This window comes from Paraburkholderia sp. WS6 (assembly GCF_030464835.1).
GTDB lineage: Bacteria > Pseudomonadota > Gammaproteobacteria > Burkholderiales > Burkholderiaceae > Paraburkholderia > Paraburkholderia madseniana.
In genome coordinates this window covers 161379-182985 of sequence record NZ_JALQCK010000015.1, presented here as the reverse complement: position 1 = coordinate 182985, position 21607 = coordinate 161379, and the positions used below count along the sequence as shown (strand labels likewise).

The 21607-nt window shown below is 60.5% G+C and carries 18 protein-coding genes; all 18 read left to right on the top strand.

What is annotated here, in order from left to right:
• Positions 1–92 precede the first annotated feature (92 nt).
• Positions 93–1808 (top strand): GMC family oxidoreductase, encoded by a 1716-nt coding sequence (locus M0D64_RS19770; protein ID WP_266238847.1) that lies wholly within the window; start codon positions 93–95, stop codon positions 1806–1808.
• Between the two features lie 408 nt (positions 1809–2216).
• Entirely contained in the window at positions 2217–2996 is a 780-nt protein-coding gene (locus M0D64_RS19765; protein ID WP_054038612.1) for an ABC transporter ATP-binding protein, read from the top strand.
• A complete protein-coding gene (locus tag M0D64_RS19760; protein WP_154558736.1) occupies positions 2993–3751 on the top strand; it encodes an ABC transporter ATP-binding protein in 759 nt (252 codons plus the stop codon). The genes M0D64_RS19765 and M0D64_RS19760 overlap by 4 nt, the downstream gene beginning before the upstream one ends.
• A 66-nt stretch (positions 3752–3817) precedes the next feature.
• Complete coding sequence (locus tag M0D64_RS19755) at positions 3818–5032, top strand: ABC transporter substrate-binding protein (RefSeq protein ID WP_154558735.1); 1215 nt, start codon at positions 3818–3820, stop codon at positions 5030–5032.
• A gap of 196 nt (positions 5033–5228) precedes the next feature.
• Positions 5229–6113, top strand: a complete 885-nt coding sequence (locus tag M0D64_RS19750; protein ID WP_054038594.1) for a branched-chain amino acid ABC transporter permease — start codon at positions 5229–5231, stop codon at positions 6111–6113.
• Complete coding sequence (locus M0D64_RS19745; protein WP_154558734.1) at positions 6113–7084, top strand: branched-chain amino acid ABC transporter permease; 972 nt, start codon at positions 6113–6115, stop codon at positions 7082–7084. The genes M0D64_RS19750 and M0D64_RS19745 overlap by 1 nt, the downstream gene beginning before the upstream one ends.
• Before the next feature lie 529 nt (positions 7085–7613).
• Complete coding sequence (locus M0D64_RS19740) at positions 7614–8780, top strand: ABC transporter substrate-binding protein (RefSeq protein ID WP_171925293.1); 1167 nt, start codon at positions 7614–7616, stop codon at positions 8778–8780.
• Between the two features lie 416 nt (positions 8781–9196).
• Positions 9197–10357, top strand: a complete 1161-nt coding sequence (locus tag M0D64_RS19735) for an ABC transporter substrate-binding protein (protein ID WP_154558732.1) — start codon at positions 9197–9199, stop codon at positions 10355–10357.
• A 204-nt stretch (positions 10358–10561) separates the two neighbouring features.
• The gene (locus M0D64_RS19730) at positions 10562–11617 is read left to right on the top strand and encodes a branched-chain amino acid ABC transporter permease (RefSeq protein ID WP_054038592.1); all 1056 of its coding nucleotides are present in this window, start codon (positions 10562–10564) and stop codon (positions 11615–11617) included.
• A 4-nt stretch (positions 11618–11621) separates the two neighbouring features.
• Positions 11622–13406, top strand: coding sequence for an ATP-binding cassette domain-containing protein (locus tag M0D64_RS19725; RefSeq protein ID WP_154558731.1), 1785 nt, complete (start codon positions 11622–11624; stop codon positions 13404–13406).
• Positions 13407–13417: 11 nt separating this feature from the next.
• Positions 13418–14170, top strand: a complete 753-nt coding sequence (locus tag M0D64_RS19720; protein ID WP_154558730.1) for an ABC transporter ATP-binding protein — start codon at positions 13418–13420, stop codon at positions 14168–14170.
• A gap of 175 nt (positions 14171–14345) precedes the next feature.
• Complete coding sequence (mnmG, locus tag M0D64_RS19715; protein ID WP_171925294.1) at positions 14346–16304, top strand: tRNA uridine-5-carboxymethylaminomethyl(34) synthesis enzyme MnmG; 1959 nt, start codon at positions 14346–14348, stop codon at positions 16302–16304.
• The gene (gene rsmG, locus M0D64_RS19710; protein WP_154558728.1) at positions 16301–16984 is read left to right on the top strand and encodes a 16S rRNA (guanine(527)-N(7))-methyltransferase RsmG; all 684 of its coding nucleotides are present in this window, start codon (positions 16301–16303) and stop codon (positions 16982–16984) included. The genes mnmG and rsmG overlap by 4 nt, the downstream gene beginning before the upstream one ends.
• Before the next feature lie 86 nt (positions 16985–17070).
• Positions 17071–17862, top strand: a complete 792-nt coding sequence (locus tag M0D64_RS19705; RefSeq protein WP_154558727.1) for a ParA family protein — start codon at positions 17071–17073, stop codon at positions 17860–17862.
• An 18-nt stretch (positions 17863–17880) separates the two neighbouring features.
• On the top strand, positions 17881–18768 hold the full coding sequence (locus M0D64_RS19700) for a ParB/RepB/Spo0J family partition protein (RefSeq protein ID WP_154558726.1): 888 nt from the start codon (positions 17881–17883) through the stop codon (positions 18766–18768).
• 913 nt (positions 18769–19681) lie between these two features.
• Positions 19682–20227 (top strand): ATP synthase subunit I, encoded by a 546-nt coding sequence (locus tag M0D64_RS19695; RefSeq protein ID WP_154558725.1) that lies wholly within the window; start codon positions 19682–19684, stop codon positions 20225–20227.
• 161 nt (positions 20228–20388) lie between these two features.
• Positions 20389–21240: a F0F1 ATP synthase subunit A gene (gene atpB / locus M0D64_RS19690; RefSeq protein ID WP_093634487.1), complete on the top strand. Its 852-nt coding sequence runs from the start codon at positions 20389–20391 to the stop codon at positions 21238–21240.
• Positions 21241–21333: 93 nt separating this feature from the next.
• The gene (gene atpE / locus M0D64_RS19685; RefSeq protein WP_007180033.1) at positions 21334–21603 is read left to right on the top strand and encodes a F0F1 ATP synthase subunit C; all 270 of its coding nucleotides are present in this window, start codon (positions 21334–21336) and stop codon (positions 21601–21603) included.
• The last annotated feature ends 4 nt before the right edge of the window (positions 21604–21607 follow it).

The following is a 21607-nucleotide window of genomic DNA, read 5'->3' as shown; positions in this document are numbered from 1 at the left end:
TAATAGACCACTAGCAAATCAAGGAAAGGCCAACGCCCCAAGAACACTGACAAAAAGCGCCGCGAAGGCAAAAAAGCTTAGGAGACGAAACGATGAACACCCCAGAAAACACACAAACAAAACCCCACCGCCTGGAAGGCGAATTCGACTACATCATAGTCGGCGCCGGCACAGCAGGTTGCGTCCTCGCCAACCGCCTATCGGAAGATCCAGAAGTACAAGTCCTCCTGCTAGAAGCCGGCGGCAAAGACGACTACCACTGGATCCACGTGCCGGTAGGCTACCTCTACTGCATTGGCAATCCCCGCACAGATTGGCTCTACAAAACCCAATCAGAACCCGGCCTGAACGGCCGCTCCCTCTCATATCCGCGGGGCAGAGTACTAGGCGGCAGCTCCTCGATCAACGGCATGATCTACATGCGCGGCCAACGCGAGGACTACGATGAATGGGCCCGCGTCACCAACGACGCCTCCTGGTCCTGGAACGCCGTCCTCCCCATCTTCAAACGCAGCGAAGACCACCACGCCGGCGCCTCCGAATCGCACGGAGCAGGCGGCCCATGGCGCGTCGAAAAGCAACGCCTGAAATGGAAGATTCTCGAAGAGTTTTCACAAGCCGCGCAACAAACCGGCATACCCGCCACGGATGACTTCAATCGTGGCGACAACACCGGCGTCGGCTACTTCGACGTCAATCAGAAACGCGGCATCCGCTGGAATGCGTCGAAAGCCTTCCTGCGTCCGGCGCTCAAGCGCCCCAATCTCACTGTCATCACCGGTGCCCACACACAGCGCGTCGTGTTCGAAGGACGTCGCTGCACCGGTGTCGAATATCGCGGCGACAACACCGACTATCTCGCCAAAGCCCGTTGCGAAGTGATCCTCAGTTCCGGTGCGGTCAACTCGCCGCAATTGCTCGAACTCTCCGGTATCGGGAATGGCGCGCGTCTCCAGAATCTCGGCATCGAGGTGGTGAAGGATCTGCGCGGCGTCGGCGAAAATCTGCAGGACCATCTGCAGTTGCGTATGGCCTACAAAGTCGACGGCGTGCGCACGCTCAATACCGCTTCCGCGCATTGGTGGGGGAAGCTGATGATCGGCATGCAGTACGCGCTGTTTCAAAGCGGCCCCATGTCGATGTCGCCATCGCAACTCGGTGCGTTCGCCAAATCCGATCCGGATGATAGATCGCTCACGCGCCCCGACCTCGAGTATCACGTGCAGCCGCTCTCGCTCGATCGCTTCGGCGAACCGTTGCATCGCTTCAATGCATTCACCGCGTCGGTGTGTCAGTTGCGGCCGACCTCGCGTGGCAGCATTCACATCGGATCGGCCGATGCTTCAGCGCCGCCGTTGATCGCGCCTAACTATCTTTCCACCGATTACGACCGGCACGTCGCTGCCAACGCATTGCGCCTCACGCGCCGCATTGCCGCGGCGCCTGCGCTCGCGCCCTATCGGCCGGAAGAGATTCTGCCCGGTATCCAGTACCAGACCGAAGAAGAACTTCAGCAGGCCGCGAGCGTGGTCGGCACCACCATCTTTCATCCGGTCGGCACCTGCCGGATGGGCACCGCCGACGATCCCGGCGCGGTCGTCGACAATCGCCTACGAGTTATCGGTGTTGACGGTTTGCGGGTGGTCGACGCATCAATCATGCCGTCCATCACTTCGGGCAACACCAATTCGCCGACGTTGATGATTGCCGAACGCGCCAGCGACATGATCCGCGAAGACCGCCGCGCACGCTTGGGCGGCAATGTCCTGGTTCAGACTAGCGGTGCGCCGTCCATGTCAGCCGTGTGACACTCGGCGTGACTGTGGGAGCCGAGGCCGCGGTGCGCGCCTCGGACTTTCCCTGGCATGCCTCGAGCGCGATGGACGCATCGCTCGCGGATCCCCTTGGCGCGTGCCGAGCAAGGTTGACGCATCGCGTGCGCATCCTTCAGGCGGGCCCCGAGCAAGGGTGACGTGCCGCTTGAGCACGCCTCGGGCCCGCTTCAAACAGTCGTCATCCACTAAGTGCAAATCCCAATGAATGCGCTGCATCATTGGCGCGACAATGGCAGCCATGCTGCGTGCCGCCCATGGATTACCGTCCGGATTGGTGCAGTACGCCAATGAGCGGCACGGGGTGCCGCCGTCATATAAAAGTCGCGCAGCCGTTCGCGCGGAAGATCGTAATGCTTCGCCTTACTCCGTATGGAAGGGAACATGATTCTCGGCGATACGATTCTCGAAACGCGCGGCCTCACCCGCGAGTTCAAAGGCTTCATCGCCGTGAACGGGGTGAACCTGCGCGTGCGCCGTGGCTCGATCCATGCGCTGATCGGCCCTAATGGGGCAGGCAAGACCACCTGCTTCAATCTGCTCACCAAATTCCTTGAACCGACCGCGGGCCAGATCGTGTTCAACGGAATCGACATCACCAGTGAACGTCCCGCGCAAATCGCCCGGCGCGGCATCATCCGCTCGTTCCAGATTTCTGCTGTATTTCCGCATCTGACAGCATTGCAGAACGTGCGCATCGGTTTGCAGCGCGTGCTCGGCACGGCATTTCACTTCTGGAAGAGCGAACGCACGCTGCGCCAACTCGACGATCGGGCAATGGACTTGCTCACCCAGGTCGGATTGACCGATTTCGCCGACGTGCTCACGGTAGAACTGTCCTACGGCCGCAAGCGCGCGCTTGAAATCGCCACCACGCTCGCGATGGAGCCCGAGTTGATGCTGCTCGACGAACCGACGCAAGGCATGGGCCATGAAGACGTCGATCGCGTCACGGCCTTGATCAAGAAAGTATCGAGCGGCCGCACGATCCTGATGGTCGAGCACAACATGAACGTGATCGCCGGCATCTCCGACACCATCACCGTGCTGCAACGAGGCGAAGTGCTCGCAGAAGGCAGCTATGCCGAAGTGTCGAAGAATCCGCTCGTGATGCAAGCCTATATGGGCAGCGCCGACGCGGCGCTCGCCGGAGCCCACGCATGAATACGATTGCCGAGCGCGAAAGTCTCGAAGTGAGCGACACGGCTGGCGGTGCCCCCGCGCTGGAAATCACGGGTTTGCAGGCATGGTACGGGGAGTCCCATATCCTGCATGGCGTCGATCTGACGGTGAACCGCGGCGAAGTCGTCACGCTGCTGGGCCGTAACGGCGCGGGGCGCACCACCACACTGCGCGCGATCATGGGGCTGACCGGCCGGCGCACCGGCTCGATCCGCATCGGCGGACGCGAAACCATCAACCTGCCCACACATCGCATCGCGCATTGCGGCATCGGTTACTGCCCGGAAGAGCGCGGGATTTTCTCGAGCCTCTCGTGTGAGGAAAACCTGCTGTTGCCACCGCCCGTCGGCGACAAGGCGCACATGATGTCGCTCGAAGAGATCTATTCGATGTTTCCGAATCTGCAGGAGCGCCGCATGAGCCAGGGCACGCGGCTCTCGGGTGGCGAGCAGCAGATGCTGGCGGTCGCGCGCATTCTGCGCACCGGCGCGAGTTTGCTGCTGCTCGACGAAATCTCGGAAGGCTTGGCGCCAGTCATCGTGCAAGCGCTCGCTCGCATGATCATGACGCTCAAGGAGCGCGGCTACACGGTCGTGATGGTCGAACAGAATTTCCGCTTTGCCGCGCCACTCGCCGATCGCTTCTACGTGATGGAGCATGGTGCGATCGTCGAGCACTTCGAGGCCGCTGAGCTCGAAAGCAAGATGCCCGTACTGCACGACCTACTGGGCGTATAGACAGAAAGTAACGAGAAACGTCCGATTGCCTCTGATAACCACAAGCGAAGAAACCAGGAGACAGGAATGAAAAAGAACCCACTCGCGCGACTTGCCACACTATGTTTCGCGGTTGCCGCCGGCGCCGCGTTGACGATGGGCAGCGCGCAGGCCGCTGACGATGCCGTGAAGATCGGCTTCATCACCGACATGTCGGGTCTGTATGCGGATATTGATGGCCAGGGCGGTCTCGAAGCGATCCGCATGGCCGTGGCCGACTTCGGCGGCAAGGTCAACGGCAAGCCGATCTCGGTGGTCTATGCCGATCACCAGAACAAGGCCGACATCGCGGCGTCGCGGGCGCGCGAATGGTTCGATCGGGATGGCGTCGATCTGCTGATCGGCGGCACGAATTCGGCAACCGGGCTGTCGATGAATACGGTGGCCGGTGAGAAGCACAAGGTCTATATCAGCATCGGTGCAGGCGCCGATACCCTGACCAACGAGCAATGCACGCCGTACACGATCCACTATGCATACGACACGACGGCGCTCGCCAAGGGCACCGGTTCGGCGGTGACGAAGCAGGGTGGCAAGACGTGGTACTTCCTGACTGCTGACTACGCGTTCGGCAAGGCACTCGAAAAGAATACGTCGGATGTGGTGAAGGCCAACGGCGGCCAGGTGCTGGGTACCGTGCGTCATCCGCTTTCGGCATCGGATTTCTCGTCGTTCCTGTTGCAGGCGCAAGCTTCGAAGGCGCAGATCCTCGGCCTCGCCAACGCGGGCGGCGACACGATCAACTCGATCAAGGCCGCCAAGGAATTCGGCATCACGAAGACGATGAAGCTGGCCGCACTGCTGATGTTTATCGACGACGTCCACAGTCTGGGTCTGGAAACGACCCAGGGCCTGGTGCTGACGGATAGCTGGTACTGGAACAAGGACGCCACCACGCGCGCGTGGGCGCGGCGCTATTTCGACAAGATGAGGAAGATGCCGTCCAGCCTGCAGGCCGCCGACTATTCGGCGACCATGACTTACCTGAAGGCCGTGCAGGCAGTCGGCTCGACCGACTCCGACAAGGTGATGGCACAACTGAAGAAGGCCAAGATCGACGACTTCTACGCGAAGGGCTACATCCGTCAGGACGGCAGCATGATCCACGATATGTACCTGATGCAGGTGAAGACGCCGGCCGAATCCAAAGAGCCGTGGGACTACTACAAGATCACTGCGACGATTCCTGGCGAGCAGGCGTTCACAACCAAGGCAGAGACGCGCTGCGCGATGTGGAAATGAGTGCAGGTTGGTAACCAGATGACCGTCTGTCTGCTTTGCCTGGCGGGAAATACATAGCGCCGTTTTGGTACACAGACTGACGGCAAGCTGCTTCATATGCCGCGCGCGGTCGGGCGGATGGCTCGCCGGTCGCACGCCGGCGGGATCGTACGTAACCGATCTCACCCGGACGATGGCTTAAGGGATTAAGGCTTCAATGGAAATCTTTGGCGTTCCGCTACCGGCGATGCTGAGCCAGTTGCTGCTGGGGCTCGTGAACGGCTCGTTCTACGCGATTCTGAGCCTGGGTCTGGCGGTGATCTTCGGCTTGCTTAACGTGATCAATTTCGCGCACGGCGCGTTGTTCATGCTCGGCGCGATGCTCGCGTGGATGGGCCTGTCGTATTTCGGCCTGCCGTACTGGGTGATGCTGGTGCTCGCGCCGCTGATTGTCGGCGTGTTCGGCATCGTGATCGAACGCTCGATGCTGCGCTGGCTGTACAAGCTCGATCATCTATATGGGCTGCTGCTCACTTTCGGGCTTACGTTGGTTGTCGAAGGCGTGTTCCGGTCGATCTATGGTTCATCCGGCCAGCCATACGACGTGCCGTCGGCGCTCTCCGGCGCAACCGATCTCGGCTTCATGTTCCTGCCGAACTATCGCGCGTGGGTGGTGGTGGCGTCGCTCGTGGTCTGCTTCGCCACGTGGTTCGTGATCGAGAAGACGCGCCTCGGCGCTTACTTGCGCGCGGGCACCGAGAACCCGAAGCTGGTCGAGGCGTTCGGTGTCAACGTGCCGTTGATGATCACGCTCACCTATGGCTTCGGCGTCGCGCTGGCTGCGTTCGCCGGCGTGCTTGCCGCGCCGGTGATTCAGGTCTCGCCGTTGATGGGCCAGCCGATGATCATCACCGTGTTCGCGGTGGTCGTGATCGGCGGCATGGGTTCGATCATGGGCTCGATCCTGACCGGCCTGCTGCTTGGCGTGATCGAAGGGCTGACGCGTGTGTTTTACCCGGAAGCGTCGGCGACCGTCGTCTTCGTGATCATGGCGCTCGTGTTGCTGGTGCGCCCGGCGGGTCTCTTCGGCAAGGAAAAATGATGCAGAGAAAAGTGCTTTACGGTCTGCTGCTGATCGCGCTTCTCGCGGTGCCCGTGCTCGGCATCTATCCGCTCTTCGTCATGAAGGTGCTGTGCTTCGCGTTGTTCGCGGCGGCCTTCAATCTGCTGATTGGCTACACGGGTCTGCTCTCGTTCGGTCACGCAATGTTTCTCGCCTCGGCCGGTTACGTCACCGGTTATGCGATGCAGACGCTTGGCTTCTCTCCGGAGCTCGGCGTGGTGGCCGGCACCGCCACGGCAACGTTGCTTGGGCTGGTGGTCGGGCTGTTCGCGATCCGCCGGCAGGGCATCTACTTTGCAATGGTGACGCTGGCGCTCGCGCAGATGGTCTACTTCGTGTTCCTGCAGGCGCCGTTCACGCACGGCGAGGACGGCCTGCAAGGCGTGCCGCGCGGCAAGCTGTTCGGCTTGCTGGATCTCTCGTCGGACGTGACGCTGTACTTTGTCGTGCTGGCCGTGATGGTGCTGGCATTCCTGCTGATCGTGCGGATCGTGCACTCGCCGTTCGGGCAGGTGCTGGTAGCGATCAAGGAGAACGAGCCGCGTGCCGTGTCGCTCGGTTACGATACCGATCGCTTCAAACTGCTGGCGTTCATTCTGTCCGCTGGGATCGCCGGTTTGGCGGGCTCGCTCAAGGTACTGGTGCAGGGCTTCGAGACGCTGAGCGACGCGTACTGGACCATGTCGGGTCTCGTGATCCTGATGACGCTCGTCGGCGGCATGGGGACGCTGTTCGGGCCGCTGCTCGGCGCGGCGCTGATCGTTGCGCTCGAAGACCGGCTCGGCGATATCGGCACGGCCCTGGCATCGTCGACGGGCGTCGAATGGTTCCGCTCGCTGGGCGAATCCGTGACCATCGTGACAGGCGTAATTTTCATTGCCTGCGTGCTGGCGTTCCGGCGCGGTATTGTCGGTGAGATCATCGCGAGAGTGCGGCCATTGCGGGCCTGAAACGGCACTGGAGCGGCACTGAATTTTAAATTGCTTTGGCATCCGATATAATTCGGCGCTCGTGAAGTCGGCCAGACTGGATCTTGCGTTGCGCGCGGGTCGGGCTCGCGCTAAATCGGCACAAAACGTGCCCCACATTTGTGCCGCAGTGCACCACTAGGGTAATTGCTAGTTGTAAGGGGGAGGGTGCTCGTTTAATCTTCATGCAGTTCTGATGCACCACGAATTTTGCAGGTGGAGAACGAGGAGACAATGAGGCACTCAGTGCCCAGACGAAAGCGCTGTTGGATTGATATCCAACAGCGCTTTTTATTTGTGCTTTTCGTTATTCGCCATTCAATTCCTCCGCTAATTCGGTGCCCCTTTTTTGTTCGCCGAGCCACCCCGAATTTCATCTGCCATTACCCTGCAAAATGCTTGCAGCACGGGGCTTTCGTCCGCTAAACTTGCCATTCACCGACCGATCGGTCGGTGATTTGAATCTGCGGATTTAAATTCAAATGAATAACGCGGTAGATAGAGGAGCGGGATGAAGTCGGCATTGCGTTGGATGAGCGCGGCACTAGTCGCCACCGGGGTATCCGCGGCATGGAGTGGCCACGCATTCGCGGACGTGAAAATCGGCGTCACGGTGTCGGCAACGGGGCCGGCTGCGTCGCTCGGTATTCCGGAAAAGAACACGATCGCGCTGCTGCCTAAAGAAGTGGCAGGGCAGAAAATCGACTACATCGTACTCGACGACGCCACGGATTCGACCCAGGCCGTCAAGAACGCGCGCAAGCTCACCAGCGAAGATCATGTGGATGCGTTGATCGGCTCGACCGTCGTGCCGAACTCGCTGGCCATGATCGACGTCGCCGCCGAAAGCACCACACCGATGATCTCCATGGCCGCCGCGGCGAGCATCGTTGAACCGATGGATGCGAAGCGCGCGTGGGTCTTCAAGACGCCGCAAAACGACATTCTGATGGCCACCGCGATCGCGCAGCATATGTCGAATCACGGTGTGAAGACGGTCGGCTTTGTCGGCTTTGCAGATGCGTACGGCGAGAGCTGGTTCAAGGAATTCGGCAAGGCTGCCGATCTCGCGAAGATCAAGATCGTCGCGAACGAACGCTTTGCGCGCAACGATGCTTCGGTGACCGGCCAGGTGCTGAAGATCATGTCGCAGAACCCGGATGCGGTGCTGATCGCCGGCGCGGGCACACCGGCCGCGTTGCCGCAGAAAACCCTCAAGGAACGCGGCTACAAGGGCAAGTACTATCAGACGCACGGCGTCGCCAATAACGACTTCCTGCGCGTGTGCGGCAAGGATTGCGAAGGCACCTATCTGCCGGCTGGTCCGCTGCTGGTTGCTGATCAGTTGCCCGATTCGAACCCGGTGAAGAAGACTGCGCTCGCGTACAAGCATGCGTATGAAGCTGCGTACGGCGCCGGTTCGGTGTCGACATTCGGCGGTCACGCATGGGATGCAGGCTTGCTGTTGCAACGCGCGATCCCGCTTGCGCTGAAGAAAGGTCAGCCGGGCACGCCTGCGTTCCGCGAAGCGCTGCGTGCGGCACTCGAAAACACGAAAGACATGCCTGCTTCCCACGGCATCTTCAACATGAGCGTGAACGACCGCGCTGGTCTTGACCAGCGGGCGCGTGTGATGGTGGAGATCGCTGGCGGCAAGTGGAAGCTGTCCGGCGACTGAGCGAAGGCGAAGCGATACGGAACCTACTCAAAAGGACGCGTGCAGTTGACGCGTCTTTTTTATTGCCCGCATTTGATGAGTGGCGGTGCTTGAAGTGTGTTGGACAAGCGAAGGATCGGAGATGAAAACGTGGTCGAAGCGCGGCCTAAGCGGCTCGTTTCAGGACAAACCCGCATTCGGGCGACAGTCTATTGACCGTGAATGATGCAGAACGCAATACTACTAACATGTTAGTGTTTCGGGCATTGGAAATCGCAACAGTGGTTCGCAGCAGGGGAGTGGCACCAGAGCGGCGACGGCATTGATATTGAGCAGGGAAAACCATGCTTGGCATGCCAGAACCCTATAACTAGATTCAGACACCCGGCCCGTGCGCCGGATTACAGATACGCGCTTCAAAGCGTTTGGAGACTTGCATGAAAAAGACAAAGCAGTGGGTACGCACCGGTATCGCGATGGCGTTGATGTGCGGCGCGGGCGCTGCCTTCGCGCAGGTGAAAATCGGCGTCACGCTGTCCACCACGGGACCGGCCGCGTCGCTCGGGATTCCTGAGAAGAACACGATCGCGCTGCTGCCGAAAGAGATCGGCGGCAAGACGGTGCAATACATCATCCTCGACGATGGATCGGACACCGGCAAGGCCGTGCAGAACACGCGCAAGCTGATCGACGAAGACCACGTCGACGCCATCGTCGGTTCGACCGTCACGCCGAATTCGCTGGCGATGCTCGACGCAGCGTCCGAAGGCAAGACGCCGATGATCTCGCTGGCGGCATCGGCCGCGATCATCTCGCCGATGGACGCCAAGCGCACATGGGCCTTCAAACCGCCGCAAAACGACAGCCTGATGGCTGACGCGATCGCCGACTACATGGAGCGTCACGGCGTGAAGACGGTCGGCTTCATCGGCTTTGCTGATGCGTACGGCGACGGCTGGAACAACGTCTTCACTGCGGCGGCCGCGGCACATCATCTGAAGATCGTCTCCAATGAACGCTTTAACCGCACCGATGCCTCGGTGACCGGCCAGGTGCTGAAGACGATGGGCGCGAACCCGGATGCGGTGCTGATCGCGGGCGCGGGTACGCCGTCGGCGCTGCCGGCCAAGACGCTCAAGGAGCGCGGCTACAAGGGCAAGGTCTACCAGACGCATGGCGTCGCCAACAACGACTTCCTGCGCGTGTGCGGCAAGGATTGCGAAGGCGAACTCCTGCCGGCCGGTCCGATCCTCGTGGCGGATCAACTGCCGGAATCGAATCCGGTGAAGAAGTCGTCTGAAGCCTACAAGGATGCGTATGAGAAAGCGTATGGCGCGGGCTCGGTGGCGACCTTCGGCGGTCATGCATGGGACGCCGGCCAGATGCTGCAAGCTGCGATTCCGGTCGCGTTGAAGACCGCTCAGCCGGGCACCGAAGCATTCCGTATGGCACTGCGTGGTGCACTGGAAAACATCAAGGAACTGCCGGTCTCGCACGGCATCATGAACACCACGACGACCGACCACAACGGCCTCGACAAGCGTGCACGCGTGATCGTGCAGATCGTCGACGGCAAGTGGAAGCTGCTGAACGACTAACAACAAAAACGATACGCGCCTCTCGCGCAACATGCGGCGCAAGACGCCGCATTGCCATTCTGTTCGATGACAATGGCAACGACCGCTGCGCCGTATTCCGGCGCGGCGGTCGCTTTTTCAGGCATCGCTGGTGAGTGGCCGGCCGCGGGTTCTGCCGCCACGACTGTTCCCGGTTTTGACTTCGACGCTTCAGGACGAGGAAGTATGGATCTATCAATTGCGGCGATCCTCGCGCAGGACGGCATCACCACCGGCGCGATCTACGCGCTGCTCGCGCTTGCGCTAGTGCTGGTGTTCTCCGTGACGCGGGTGATCTTTATCCCGCAGGGCGAGTTTGTTTCGTACGGCGCGCTGACGCTCGCCGCACTGCAGACACAAAAATTTCCAGCGACGTGCTGGTTGTTGATGGCGATGGGCGCGGCATGCTTTGTCGTCGAGATAGCGGGGCTGGTGCGGCATCCCGAAAGACGCCGGCATGCGGCGCGCACGCTGGTGATGCTGGTCGGCAAATATCTGCTGTTTCCGATTGCGGTGTACGCGCTTACGCAAGGTGTTTTCCTGCATCCGCTGCCGATGATCGCGCAGATCGCGCTGACGCTGCTGATCGTGATTCCGATGGGGCCGTTCGTCTACCGGCTCGCGTACGAGCCGATCGCGGAGGCGACCACGCTGTTGCTGTTGATCGTCGCGGTGGCGGTGCACTTTGCGATGGTCGGCCTCGGGCTCGTGATGTTCGGTGCGGAAGGCTCGCGCACCACGGCGTTCTCCGATGCGACCTTCAACCTCGGCACGCTGTCGATTTCCGGGCAAAGCCTGTGGGTGGTCGGCACGGCGGTGGTGCTGATCGGCGGGCTGTACCTGTACTTCGATCGCTCGATCTCCGGCAAGGCTTTGCGCGCGACGTCCGTGAACCGGCTCGGCGCGCGGCTCGTCGGCATCGGCACGACGCAAGCGGGGCGCCTCGCGTTCACGCTCGCGGCGGGCCTCGGTGCGCTGTGCGGCATCCTTGTCGCACCCCTGACCACCATCTACTACGACTCGGGCTTCCTGATCGGTTTGAAGGGCTTTGTGGGCGCGATTATCGGCGGCCTGGTCAGCTATCCGCTGGCAGCCGCGGGTTCGATCCTCGTCGGTCTTCTGGAGTCGTATTCGTCGTTCTGGGCGAGCGCCTATAAGGAAGTGATCGTGTTCACGCTGATCATTCCGGTGCTGTTGTGGCGGAGTCTGGCCAGTCCGCACTCGGAAGAGGAAGAGGAGTGACACGATGAAACGGATCATGCAAAACAAGTTCTTCTGGTTGTTCCTCGTTGTGCTGTTCGCGTTGCCGGTTCTGCCACATCCGATTCATGTGCCCGAGTACTGGGTGACGCTGCTCAACTACATCGGCCTGTATTCGATCGTCGCGATCGGTCTCGTGCTGCTGACGGGGATCGGTGGGATGACGAGCTTCGGGCAGGCGGCGTTCGTCGGCATCGGCGCGTATGCGACCGCGTATCTGACGACGGCGTACGGCGTGTCGCCATGGCTCGCGCTGATCGCGGGCGTGGTGGTGACGGCGCTGATTGCGCTGATGCTTGGGCTCGTGACGATGCGGCTATCGGGCCACTTTCTGCCGCTCGGCACGATCGCGTGGGGGCTCGCGCTGTTCTATCTGTTCGGCAACCTGGAGATGCTCGGCAAGTACGACGGCATCAATGGGATTCCGGTGCTGAATGTTTTTGGTATCAATCTGGAGTCCGGCCGCCATATCTATTACCTGATCTGGGTGGTGGTGCTCGGCGCGGTGATTTCTGTTCAAAATCTGCTTAATAGCCGGCCAGGGCGGGCGATCCGCGCCTTGCGCGGCGGCGGCATGATGGCCGAAGCGATGGGCGTCAACACGGGCTGGATGCGTGTGGTGATCTTTGTCTATGCCGCGGTGTTGGCGTCGATTTCAGGGTTCCTGTATGCGCACCTGCAACGTGCGGTGAATCCCACGCCGTTTGGTCTGAACCACGGCATCGAGTTTCTGTTCATGGCGGTGGTGGGGGGCGTGTCGCATGTCTGGGGCGCTGTGCTCGGTGCGGCGATCCTGACCGTGTTGCAGGATTATCTGCAAACGCTGTTGCCGAAGCTGCTCGGCGAGAACGGCAACTTCGAAGTGATCGTGTTCGGCATTCTGATGGTGCTGTTGCTGCAATACGCTCGGCAGGGTGTCTGGCCGTTTGTCGCGCGATTTTTCCCGAAGGGACCGCGCGCGCACCTGTCGGATCATGCGGAGCCGTTGCCGCAACGCAGCAAGCCGGACGCAGGTGAAGATCTGCTGACGGTGAATAAGGCGCGCAAGCAGTTCGGCGGGTTGGTCGCGGTGAACGATGTCAGCTTCGAGGTGAAAGCAGGACAGATCATCGGTTTGATCGGCCCGAACGGCGCCGGCAAATCGACCACCTTCAATCTGGTGACGGGCGTGCTGCAGGCGACGAGCGGCGAAATCACCTTTCGCGGCGAGCGTATCGACTCACTGAGTTCACGTGAAATCGTCAAGCGCGGCATTGGCCGAACGTTCCAGCACGTCAAGCTGCTACCGGGGATGACGGTCTTGGAGAACGTTGCAATCGGCGCGCATCTGCGCGGCCAGGCTGGCGTCTGGCGCAGCGTCGCGCGCCTGAACGGTGCGGAAGAAGCGCGCTTGATGGCTGAAGCGGCTCGCCAGATTCGTCGCGTCGGACTCGAACAGCATATGTATGACGAGGCGGGTAGCCTGGCGCTAGGACAACAGCGGATTCTCGAAATTGCTCGCGCGCTGTGCTGTGACCCGACCCTGCTACTGCTCGACGAACCTGCCGCCGGCCTGCGGTACCAGGAAAAACTGCAATTGGCAGACTTGCTGCGCCGCCTCAAAGCCGAAGGCATGAGCGTGCTGCTGGTCGAACACGATATGGATTTCGTGATGAATCTCACCGATCGACTGGTGGTGATGGAGTTCGGCACGCGTATCGCCGAAGGCTTGCCGCAAGATGTCCAGCAGGACCCGGCTGTGCTCGAAGCGTATCTGGGCGGGGTGGAGTAATGGAGAACACGATGAATGATGCTGCGCCGATTCTCGACGTGAACGGTTTGTCGGTCCGCTATGGCAAGGTCGAAGCGCTGCACGGCGCGGCAATCAGGGTGCGGCCCGGTCAGATCGTCTCGGTGATTGGTCCGAACGGCGCGGGCAAGTCCACGTTGCTGAACGCGATCATGGGCGCATTGCCGACGACGGGCCATGCGAAGGGCTCGGTCCTCTATCAGGGTGAAGACGTCAGCGCGGTTCCGGTTGAAAAGCGGGTCGCGCGCGGCATGTGCCTGGTGCCGGAAAAGCGCGAGCTGTTTGCGTCGATGACTGTTGAAGACAACCTCGTCCTCGGTGCGTATCGGCGCAAACGGGCAGGAGAGCGCAACTTTCTCGATCAGCTCGAGCCGGTCTTTACGCTTTTTCCTCGCTTGAAAGAGCGACGGAAGCAGGCGGCCGGGACGTTGTCCGGTGGCGAACGGCAGATGCTTGCGGTGGGCCGTGCTTTGATGGGCAAGCCCGATCTGTTGATGCTCGACGAGCCGAGCCTGGGTCTCGCGCCGCTGATCGTGAAAGAAATTTTCCACATTATTAGTGCGCTGCGGCAGACGGGTGTGGCGACGCTGCTGATCGAGCAAAACGCACGCGCTGCGCTGCAGATCTCCGACTACGGCTATGTGCTTGAAACCGGAGAGTTGGCGCTGGAAGGGCCGGCCGCGGATCTGGCGCAGAATCCGCGCGTGATCGAGACGTATCTGGGGTTGGCCAAGAAAGTGGCTTAGTTCTCCATTTTCGTTCTGATCGCTGCGCTTCAAAGCGGTGTGTTTCACGTGAAACACACCGCTTTTTTCTTGTCTGAGCATTCGGTCGAAATTCGGGCCTAAACCGAACCCGTTATAATTCGCCCATACATTTTCCTTTGAAAGGCTCACGCGACGATCTGGCGTGAGATCCGCGATGCTTTTTCCCACAGAATTTGACGTAATCGTCGTCGGCGGCGGTCATGCGGGCACTGAGGCCGCCTTGGCCTCGGCACGCATGGGCAATACCACCCTCCTACTGACGCATAACATCGAAACCCTCGGTCAGATGAGCTGCAACCCGTCCATCGGCGGGATTGGTAAAGGCCATCTGGTGAAGGAGGTCGATGCGCTCGGCGGTGCGATGGCGGCCGCGACGGACGAGGGCGGGATCCAGTTCCGCATCCTCAATTCGTCGAAGGGGCCTGCCGTTCGCGCGACGCGTGCGCAGGCGGACCGTCTGCTGTACAAGCAGGCGATCCGGCATCGGCTGGAGAATCAGCCGAATCTGTGGCTGTTCCAGCAAGCGGTCGACGATCTGATGGTGGAAGGGGATCGTGTGGTCGGTGCGGTAACGCAGGTGGGAATTCGTTTTCGCTCACGCGCAGTCGTGCTGACGGCCGGGACGTTCCTCGACGGCAAGATTCACGTGGGTTTGAACAACTACACCGGCGGCCGTGCTGGCGATCCGGCAGCGGTGTCGCTGTCCGGTCGTCTAAAGGAGCTGAAGCTGCCGCAAGGCCGCCTGAAGACCGGGACGCCGCCGCGCATCGACGGTCGGACGATTGACTTTTCGAAGCTCGAAGAACAGCCGGGCGATCTGGATCCGGTGCCGGTTTTCTCGTTCCTAGGCCGCGTCGAGCAGCATCCGCGCCAGGTGCCGTGCTGGGTCACTCATACGAATGAGCGCACGCACGACATCATCCGCGGTGGTCTAGACCGTTCTCCGATGTACACCGGCGTGATCGAAGGGGTGGGGCCGCGGTACTGCCCGTCGATCGAGGACAAGATTCACCGTTTCGCATCGAAGGAGTCGCATCAGATCTTCCTCGAACCTGAGGGGCTGACGACGAACGAGTTCTATCCCAACGGGATTTCCACCAGTCTGCCGTTCGACGTGCAGTTGGAACTCGTGCGTTCGATGCGTGGTCTGGAGCACGCGCATATCCTGCGGCCGGGCTATGCGATCGAATACGACTACTTCGATCCGCGTGGGTTGAAGGCATCGCTCGAAACCAAGGTGATCAATGGGCTGTTCTTTGCGGGCCAGATCAATGGCACGACTGGCTATGAAGAAGCGGCTGCGCAAGGCTTGCTGGCGGGGATCAACGCCGGCTTGCACGTGCAGGGCAAGGATGCATGGTGCCCGCGCCGCGATCAGGCCTACCTGGGTGTTCTGGTCGATGATCTGGTGACGCAAGGGGTGTCCGAGCCGTATCGCATGTTCACGAGTCGAGCCGAATACCGTCTGAGTCTGCGCGAAGACAACGCCGATATGCGTCTAACGGAGATTGGCCGCGAACTCGGAGTAGTCGATGACGTCCGTTGGGACGCATTCAGCCGCAAACGTGATGCTGTTTCACGTGAAACAGAGCGCCTTCGTACGACGTGGGTCAATCCTAAGACGTTACCGGCTGAAGAAGCGACCGCATTGCTCGGCAAACCGATCGACCATGAATACAGTTTGGCCGATCTGCTGCGCCGCCCGGGCGTGACTTACGACGGTGTCTGCGGTTTGCGCGAGGGTGCATGTGCTGCGCGTGAGACGCTGGCTGAAGACGGCGTTCTGCTCGCCCAGATCAAGGAGCAGATCGAGATCGGCATCAAGTATCAAGGCTACATCGACCGCCAGGCCGATGAGATCGAGCGGAATGAATCGCACGAAAGCACGCGTTTGCCTGAGGGGTTGGACTACGCCGAGGTAAGGGGACTGTCGTTTGAAGCGCGTCAGAAGCTGACGCAATTCCGCCCTGAAACCATTGGCCAGGCGTCGCGTATCTCCGGCATTACACCGGCGGCGATCTCCTTGCTGATGGTCCACCTCAAGCGTGGCTTGGGACGCCGTTCGACGAAACCCGCCGAGCCCGGCACCGACAACACGCCGGTGGTGCAATGACGGTGGGTCAGAAGGGAAGCACTAGTGAGGCATTGGCGCCGCTGTTAGCGGACGGCGTCCGAGAGCTCGGCCTCGATCTCAGCGACGCGCAGCTCGGCAAACTGCTCGACTACGTTGCGCTGCTGTCCAAATGGAATGCCGTCTACAACCTGACGGCGATTCGCGATCCGCGGCAGATGCTTATCCAGCACATCCTGGATTCGCTTTCGATCGTGCCGCATCTCGCTACGCGCGGTGCGTCTTCGGTGCTGGACGTGGGCTCCGGTGGCGGCTTGCCTGGCATCGTGCTGGCCATCGTCCTGCCTGAGTGGACCGTCACCGTGAACGACATCGTGCACAAGAAGACGGCTTTTCAGGCCCAAGCCAAAGCGGAGCTCGGCCTTGCGAATCTGTCGGTTGTCACGGGCCGGGTCGAGACTTTGCGGTCGGGCGCCGAAGTACCGGCAAAGTTCGACGTAATCGTGTCGCGCGCATTCGCAGAGCTCGCGGATTTCGTTACACTGGCCCGTCATCTCGTTGCGGAGCAGGGTGCGATCTGGGCGATGAAGGGTGTGCGTCCGGATGGTGAAATCGAGCGCCTGCCAGCGGGTGCCCAGGTGGAACAGATCATCCGGCTGAATGTGCCGTCGCTCGACGCTGAGCGGCATCTGATCAAGGTGCGGGTGGACGAGGGCCGCTGAGGGCCGCCTCCAGTAGGTGCCAGGTACGCACCGCATACCACGAGCGCTTTCTACTTTATTCAAGCAGCAAAAGGGACACACCAACGATGGCAAAAATCTTCTGCGTTGCGAACCAGAAGGGCGGCGTCGGCAAGACGACGACGGCAGTCAATCTGGCCGCGAGCTTGGCAGCGCAGGGACAGCGAGTCCTTCTCATCGATCTGGACCCGCAGGGCAACGCCACGATGGGCAGCGGTGTCGACAAGGCTGCGTGTGCGAATACCGTCTACGAAGTGCTTGTGGACGGCGTATCCGTGGCGGATGCGCGAGTGCGCCCGGAAGCCGTCGGCTACGACGTGGTGCCCGCGAACCGTGAACTGGCGGGTGCCGAAGTCGAACTGGTCAGCGTCCAGCATCGCGAGCGTCAACTGAAAGTCGCCTTGGCGGAGGTCGAAAGCGAATATGAATTCGTGCTGATCGACTGCCCGCCGGCTTTGTCGCTGCTGACGCTCAATGGTCTGTGCGCCGCCCATGGCGTAGTGATCCCGATGCAATGCGAGTACTTCGCGCTTGAGGGGCTGTCCGACCTTGTCAACACGATCAAGCAGGTGCACGCGAACCTGAATCGCGACCTGAAGGTGATCGGCCTGCTGCGCGTGATGTTCGATCCGCGCATCACCTTGCAACAGCAAGTTTCAGACCAACTGAAAGAGCACTTTGGCGACAAGGTGTTCGATGTGGTGATTCCGCGCAATGTGCGCCTTGCCGAGGCGCCTAGCTATGGGTTGCCGGGCGTCGTGTTCGATAAGGCCTCGCGCGGTGCGCAGGCGTATGTGCAGTTCGGTGCAGAGATGATTGAGCGGGTGCGCACATTGAATGACGCGCCCCAGGCGTCCTAAGCGGATCGAGGAAGCACGATGAACGCAGTAGCAAGAAAGAAAGGGTTGGGCCGGGGTCTGGAAGCACTGCTGGGTGGCAGTGCGGATATTACCGAGGCCGTCGTGATCGAGGGTGCGCCGAACGTGCTGCCGCTCAGTAAGCTGCAGGCCGGCAAGTACCAGCCGCGCACGCGCATGGACGAAGGCGCGTTGCAGGAATTGGCCGCCAGCATCCGTGCTCAGGGGCTCATGCAGCCTATCCTGGTGCGGCCGGTATCGGCGGATAGGTACGAGATCATCGCCGGCGAGCGGCGCTTCCGCGCGGCACGCATCGCCGGTCTGAATGAGGTGCCGGTGCTGGTGAGGGACGTGCCGGACCAGGCCGCCGCTGCGATGGCGTTGATTGAGAATATTCAGCGCGAAGATCTGAATCCGCTGGAAGAAGCGCAGGGTATTCAGCGCTTGCTCGACGAGTTCAATTTCACGCACGAACAGGCGGCCGAATCGGTTGGTCGTTCGCGCAGTGCTGTATCGAACTTGCTGCGTTTGCTGAATCTGGCGTCGCCGGTGCAGACGATGCTGCTGGCCGGTGACCTCGACATGGGGCATGCGCGCGCGCTGCTGGCCGTCGATGCCGCGACGCAGATCACGTTGGCCAACCAGGTCGTCAACAAGCGTATGTCGGTACGCGAAACCGAAAAACTGGTGACGACGACGACCAAGGTTGCGCCTGCGGTCAAAGCGCGAGCGAATCAGGACGGCGGCCGCGATACGCGACGGCTTGAGGAGGAATTGTCCGATCTGCTCGCCGCAACGGTTAAGATCAAGCTCGGCCGACGCGGCCGTGGTCAGGTGCTGGTGGACTTCGGCGATCTGGACGCGTTAGAAGGGATTCTCGTCCGGTTGCGTGGTAACGCTACGGCCTGATCGTGGCGGGTTGATTGTTGAGGGATGTTGAGCATGCTTGCGGGCTGGCTGGGGGTGGTTGTCGGTTCTCGCCTCTCGCTCGCAAGCCGTTTGGCGCGCCTGGTGTGTTTTTCGGCGGTAGCGGTGGGGCAGCGGTCGTATCCGCCGCAAACATGGCTCGTTTGATGGTCTCCCTGTTCGACCGATAGCCCATGTGGATATCAGTTGGATACCTAACTATATGTCGCGTGTAATAATAAGGATTGCGATGTATCAGCTTCTGCGGATATTTCCGTGGTGACGCAGACGAGGCCGGGTTGTGCGGTGAGTTGAGCTGCTCGTGCAGGCTTGGCCTTACTGCTGCGATGTTGCAACGGGTTCCGCATGCTCCGTCCTTTCACGTGCCCGGATTCGGCAGCGGGTGTTAGGTGCCAACGCGGGGATTGTTAAGGTGCGAGGGCAGGGCGGGATCGGCATGAAGTGGCAGGCGCCTGACTGCACGTTGCGTCGACCGTCAGGACCGAGGGTGGCCTCCGGTGATGTTTGGTCACCATAGGAAGGACCACGGCCTGCAGTCGCCGTTGCGCTTCTACCCGGCGCCGTCCTTCATGTCTACCAAAGGTGGTAAAAAACATCGTCTGTTGCATTTTTGAGACGTCCGTAGCAGCGTCGAAACGACACATCCACGCGCTTCAAGCGACCTGATTCATCGCGCATGTTTTGCCATCCCCCGACCGCCTTACATTTGCCGTGTACACACCGCCCGAGATCGCGGTCCCGCATCGTGGCGGCCGTTTTCATGCTGGTTATTGAACGGCCTAAAGTCTTGAATTGCCTGCAACTATCGCTTACAATCGCCCGGATTTAATTGCACGGCAACCCCGTAAGCGCAGCGTAAGCTCGCGGGCTGGAACAAGACTTTCGGAACACTGCGATGGCGGTTAAAACGTCGAATCAAGCGCCGAAGAATGGGCGTGACGACCACCGCGCTGAACGCACCGTTTCCGATGCGTCCACCGGTCAGCACGTTACAACTGACGATGCGTGGGATGTCGAGCAACAAGATAACAATATCGTTCCGCTCACGCGGGTCGAGGCCGAAAAGCTGTTTGGCCCGAATGTGAGTCGTCCATCGCGCGTCACGCCTTTCAAGGTCGTGGTGGCGCAAATGGTTTTGTCCCTGGGTGCTACGCTGGTGTGGTGGCTGTTCTACAAGCCGCCGGGCGCTGCTGCGCTGTCCGCGTTCCTGGGGGGAGCGATTTGCTGGGTGCCGAGCGCGTTGTTCGCGGCACGTCTTAGAACGCTGAGCGGCGCCGAAACAGCGATGAGCTGGATGATCGGCGAAGCGCTCAAGATGGGGACAACGATCGCGATGTTTGTAGCCATCGCCTTCTGGTATCACGACGTACGCTGGGTGCCGCTGCTCGTGACTTACCTCATCGCGCTCAAGACCTACTGGATCGCCCTCGCGTGGCGCTAAGGTAGGAGCAGAGAGTAGCAACACAAAATTCAGGCTGGCGCGCAGCGCTGGCGTAAGGAGTGCGGATATGACACGATCCGCACCCGGCGTGTTCCCGCAATACAGAATTGCGGCGGGAACGGCCTAAGACGATTTTCGACAATTTGGGTGGCATTAACGATATGGCAGCTAGCGAAGGCACGCGCGCTCTGGATCCGTCCGAGTACATCGCGCACCACTTGCAGAACTTTTCCACCGCGCACCAGACGTCGATTTTCGACATTCACGTGTGGAATCTGGACACCCTTTTCTGGTCGATCGTTTGCGGTCTGGCCACGATCGCCATCCTGCATCTGGCGGCTCGCAAGGCGACGTCCGGCGTGCCGGGTCGTTTCCAGTGCGCGATCGAAATGCTGGTCGAGATGGTCGAAGATCAATCGAAGTCGATGATCCACGGCACGCGTACCTTCATTGCACCGCTGGCACTGACCGTGTTCGTCTGGGTCGCGTTGATGAACTCGCTCGACTTCATCCCCGTCGATCTGCCGGGCCGCGTAATCGGCTGGCTGGGTTTGTCGGAAGCCATCCCCCACCATCGCATCGTGCCGACGGCCGACCTGAACGGTACGCTCGGTATCGCACTCGGCGTGTTCGCGCTGATGATTTACTACAACTTCAAGATCAAGGGCGCAGGCGGCTTCGTGCATGAACTGCTGTCGGCTCCGTTCGGCGCGCATCCGCTGCTGTGGATCCCGAACCTTGCATTGAACATCATCGAGTTCGTCGCAAAGACGGTTTCGCTCGGCATGCGGCTGTTCGGCAACATGTACGCGGGCGAGCTGTTGTTCCTGCTGATTGCTCTCCTCGGCAGCATGTGGGGTTTCGGCGCGGACGCGTCAGTGCTCGGCTTTATCGGCCACGTCATTGCAGGCACGGTCTGGGCGATCTTCCACATCCTGATCGTTCTGCTGCAAGCGTTCATTTTCATGATGCTGACGCTGGTGTACATCGGACAGGCACACGACAGCCACTAATCACGGCGTGTCGAACGACGAATTGTTTTAGTTTTGTTTTTATTAAATCCCAGTTCCAACCAGTTCTAAAAGACTTTTCACAAAGGAGTGATCATGCAAGCTTTCATCGCCAACATCCAGGGTCTGACCGCCATCGGTATCGGCATCATCATCGGCCTGGGTGCAATCGGCGCCTGTATCGGTATCGGCCTGATGGGTGGCAAGTACATCGAAGCATGTGCTCGTCAACCGGAACTGATGAACCCGCTGCAAACCAAGATGTTCCTGCTGGCTGGTCTGATCGATGCTGCGTTCCTGATTGGCGTTGGTGTGGCAATGCTGTTCGCGTTCGCGAACCCGCTGCTGTCGAAGCTGGCAGGCTGAGGTT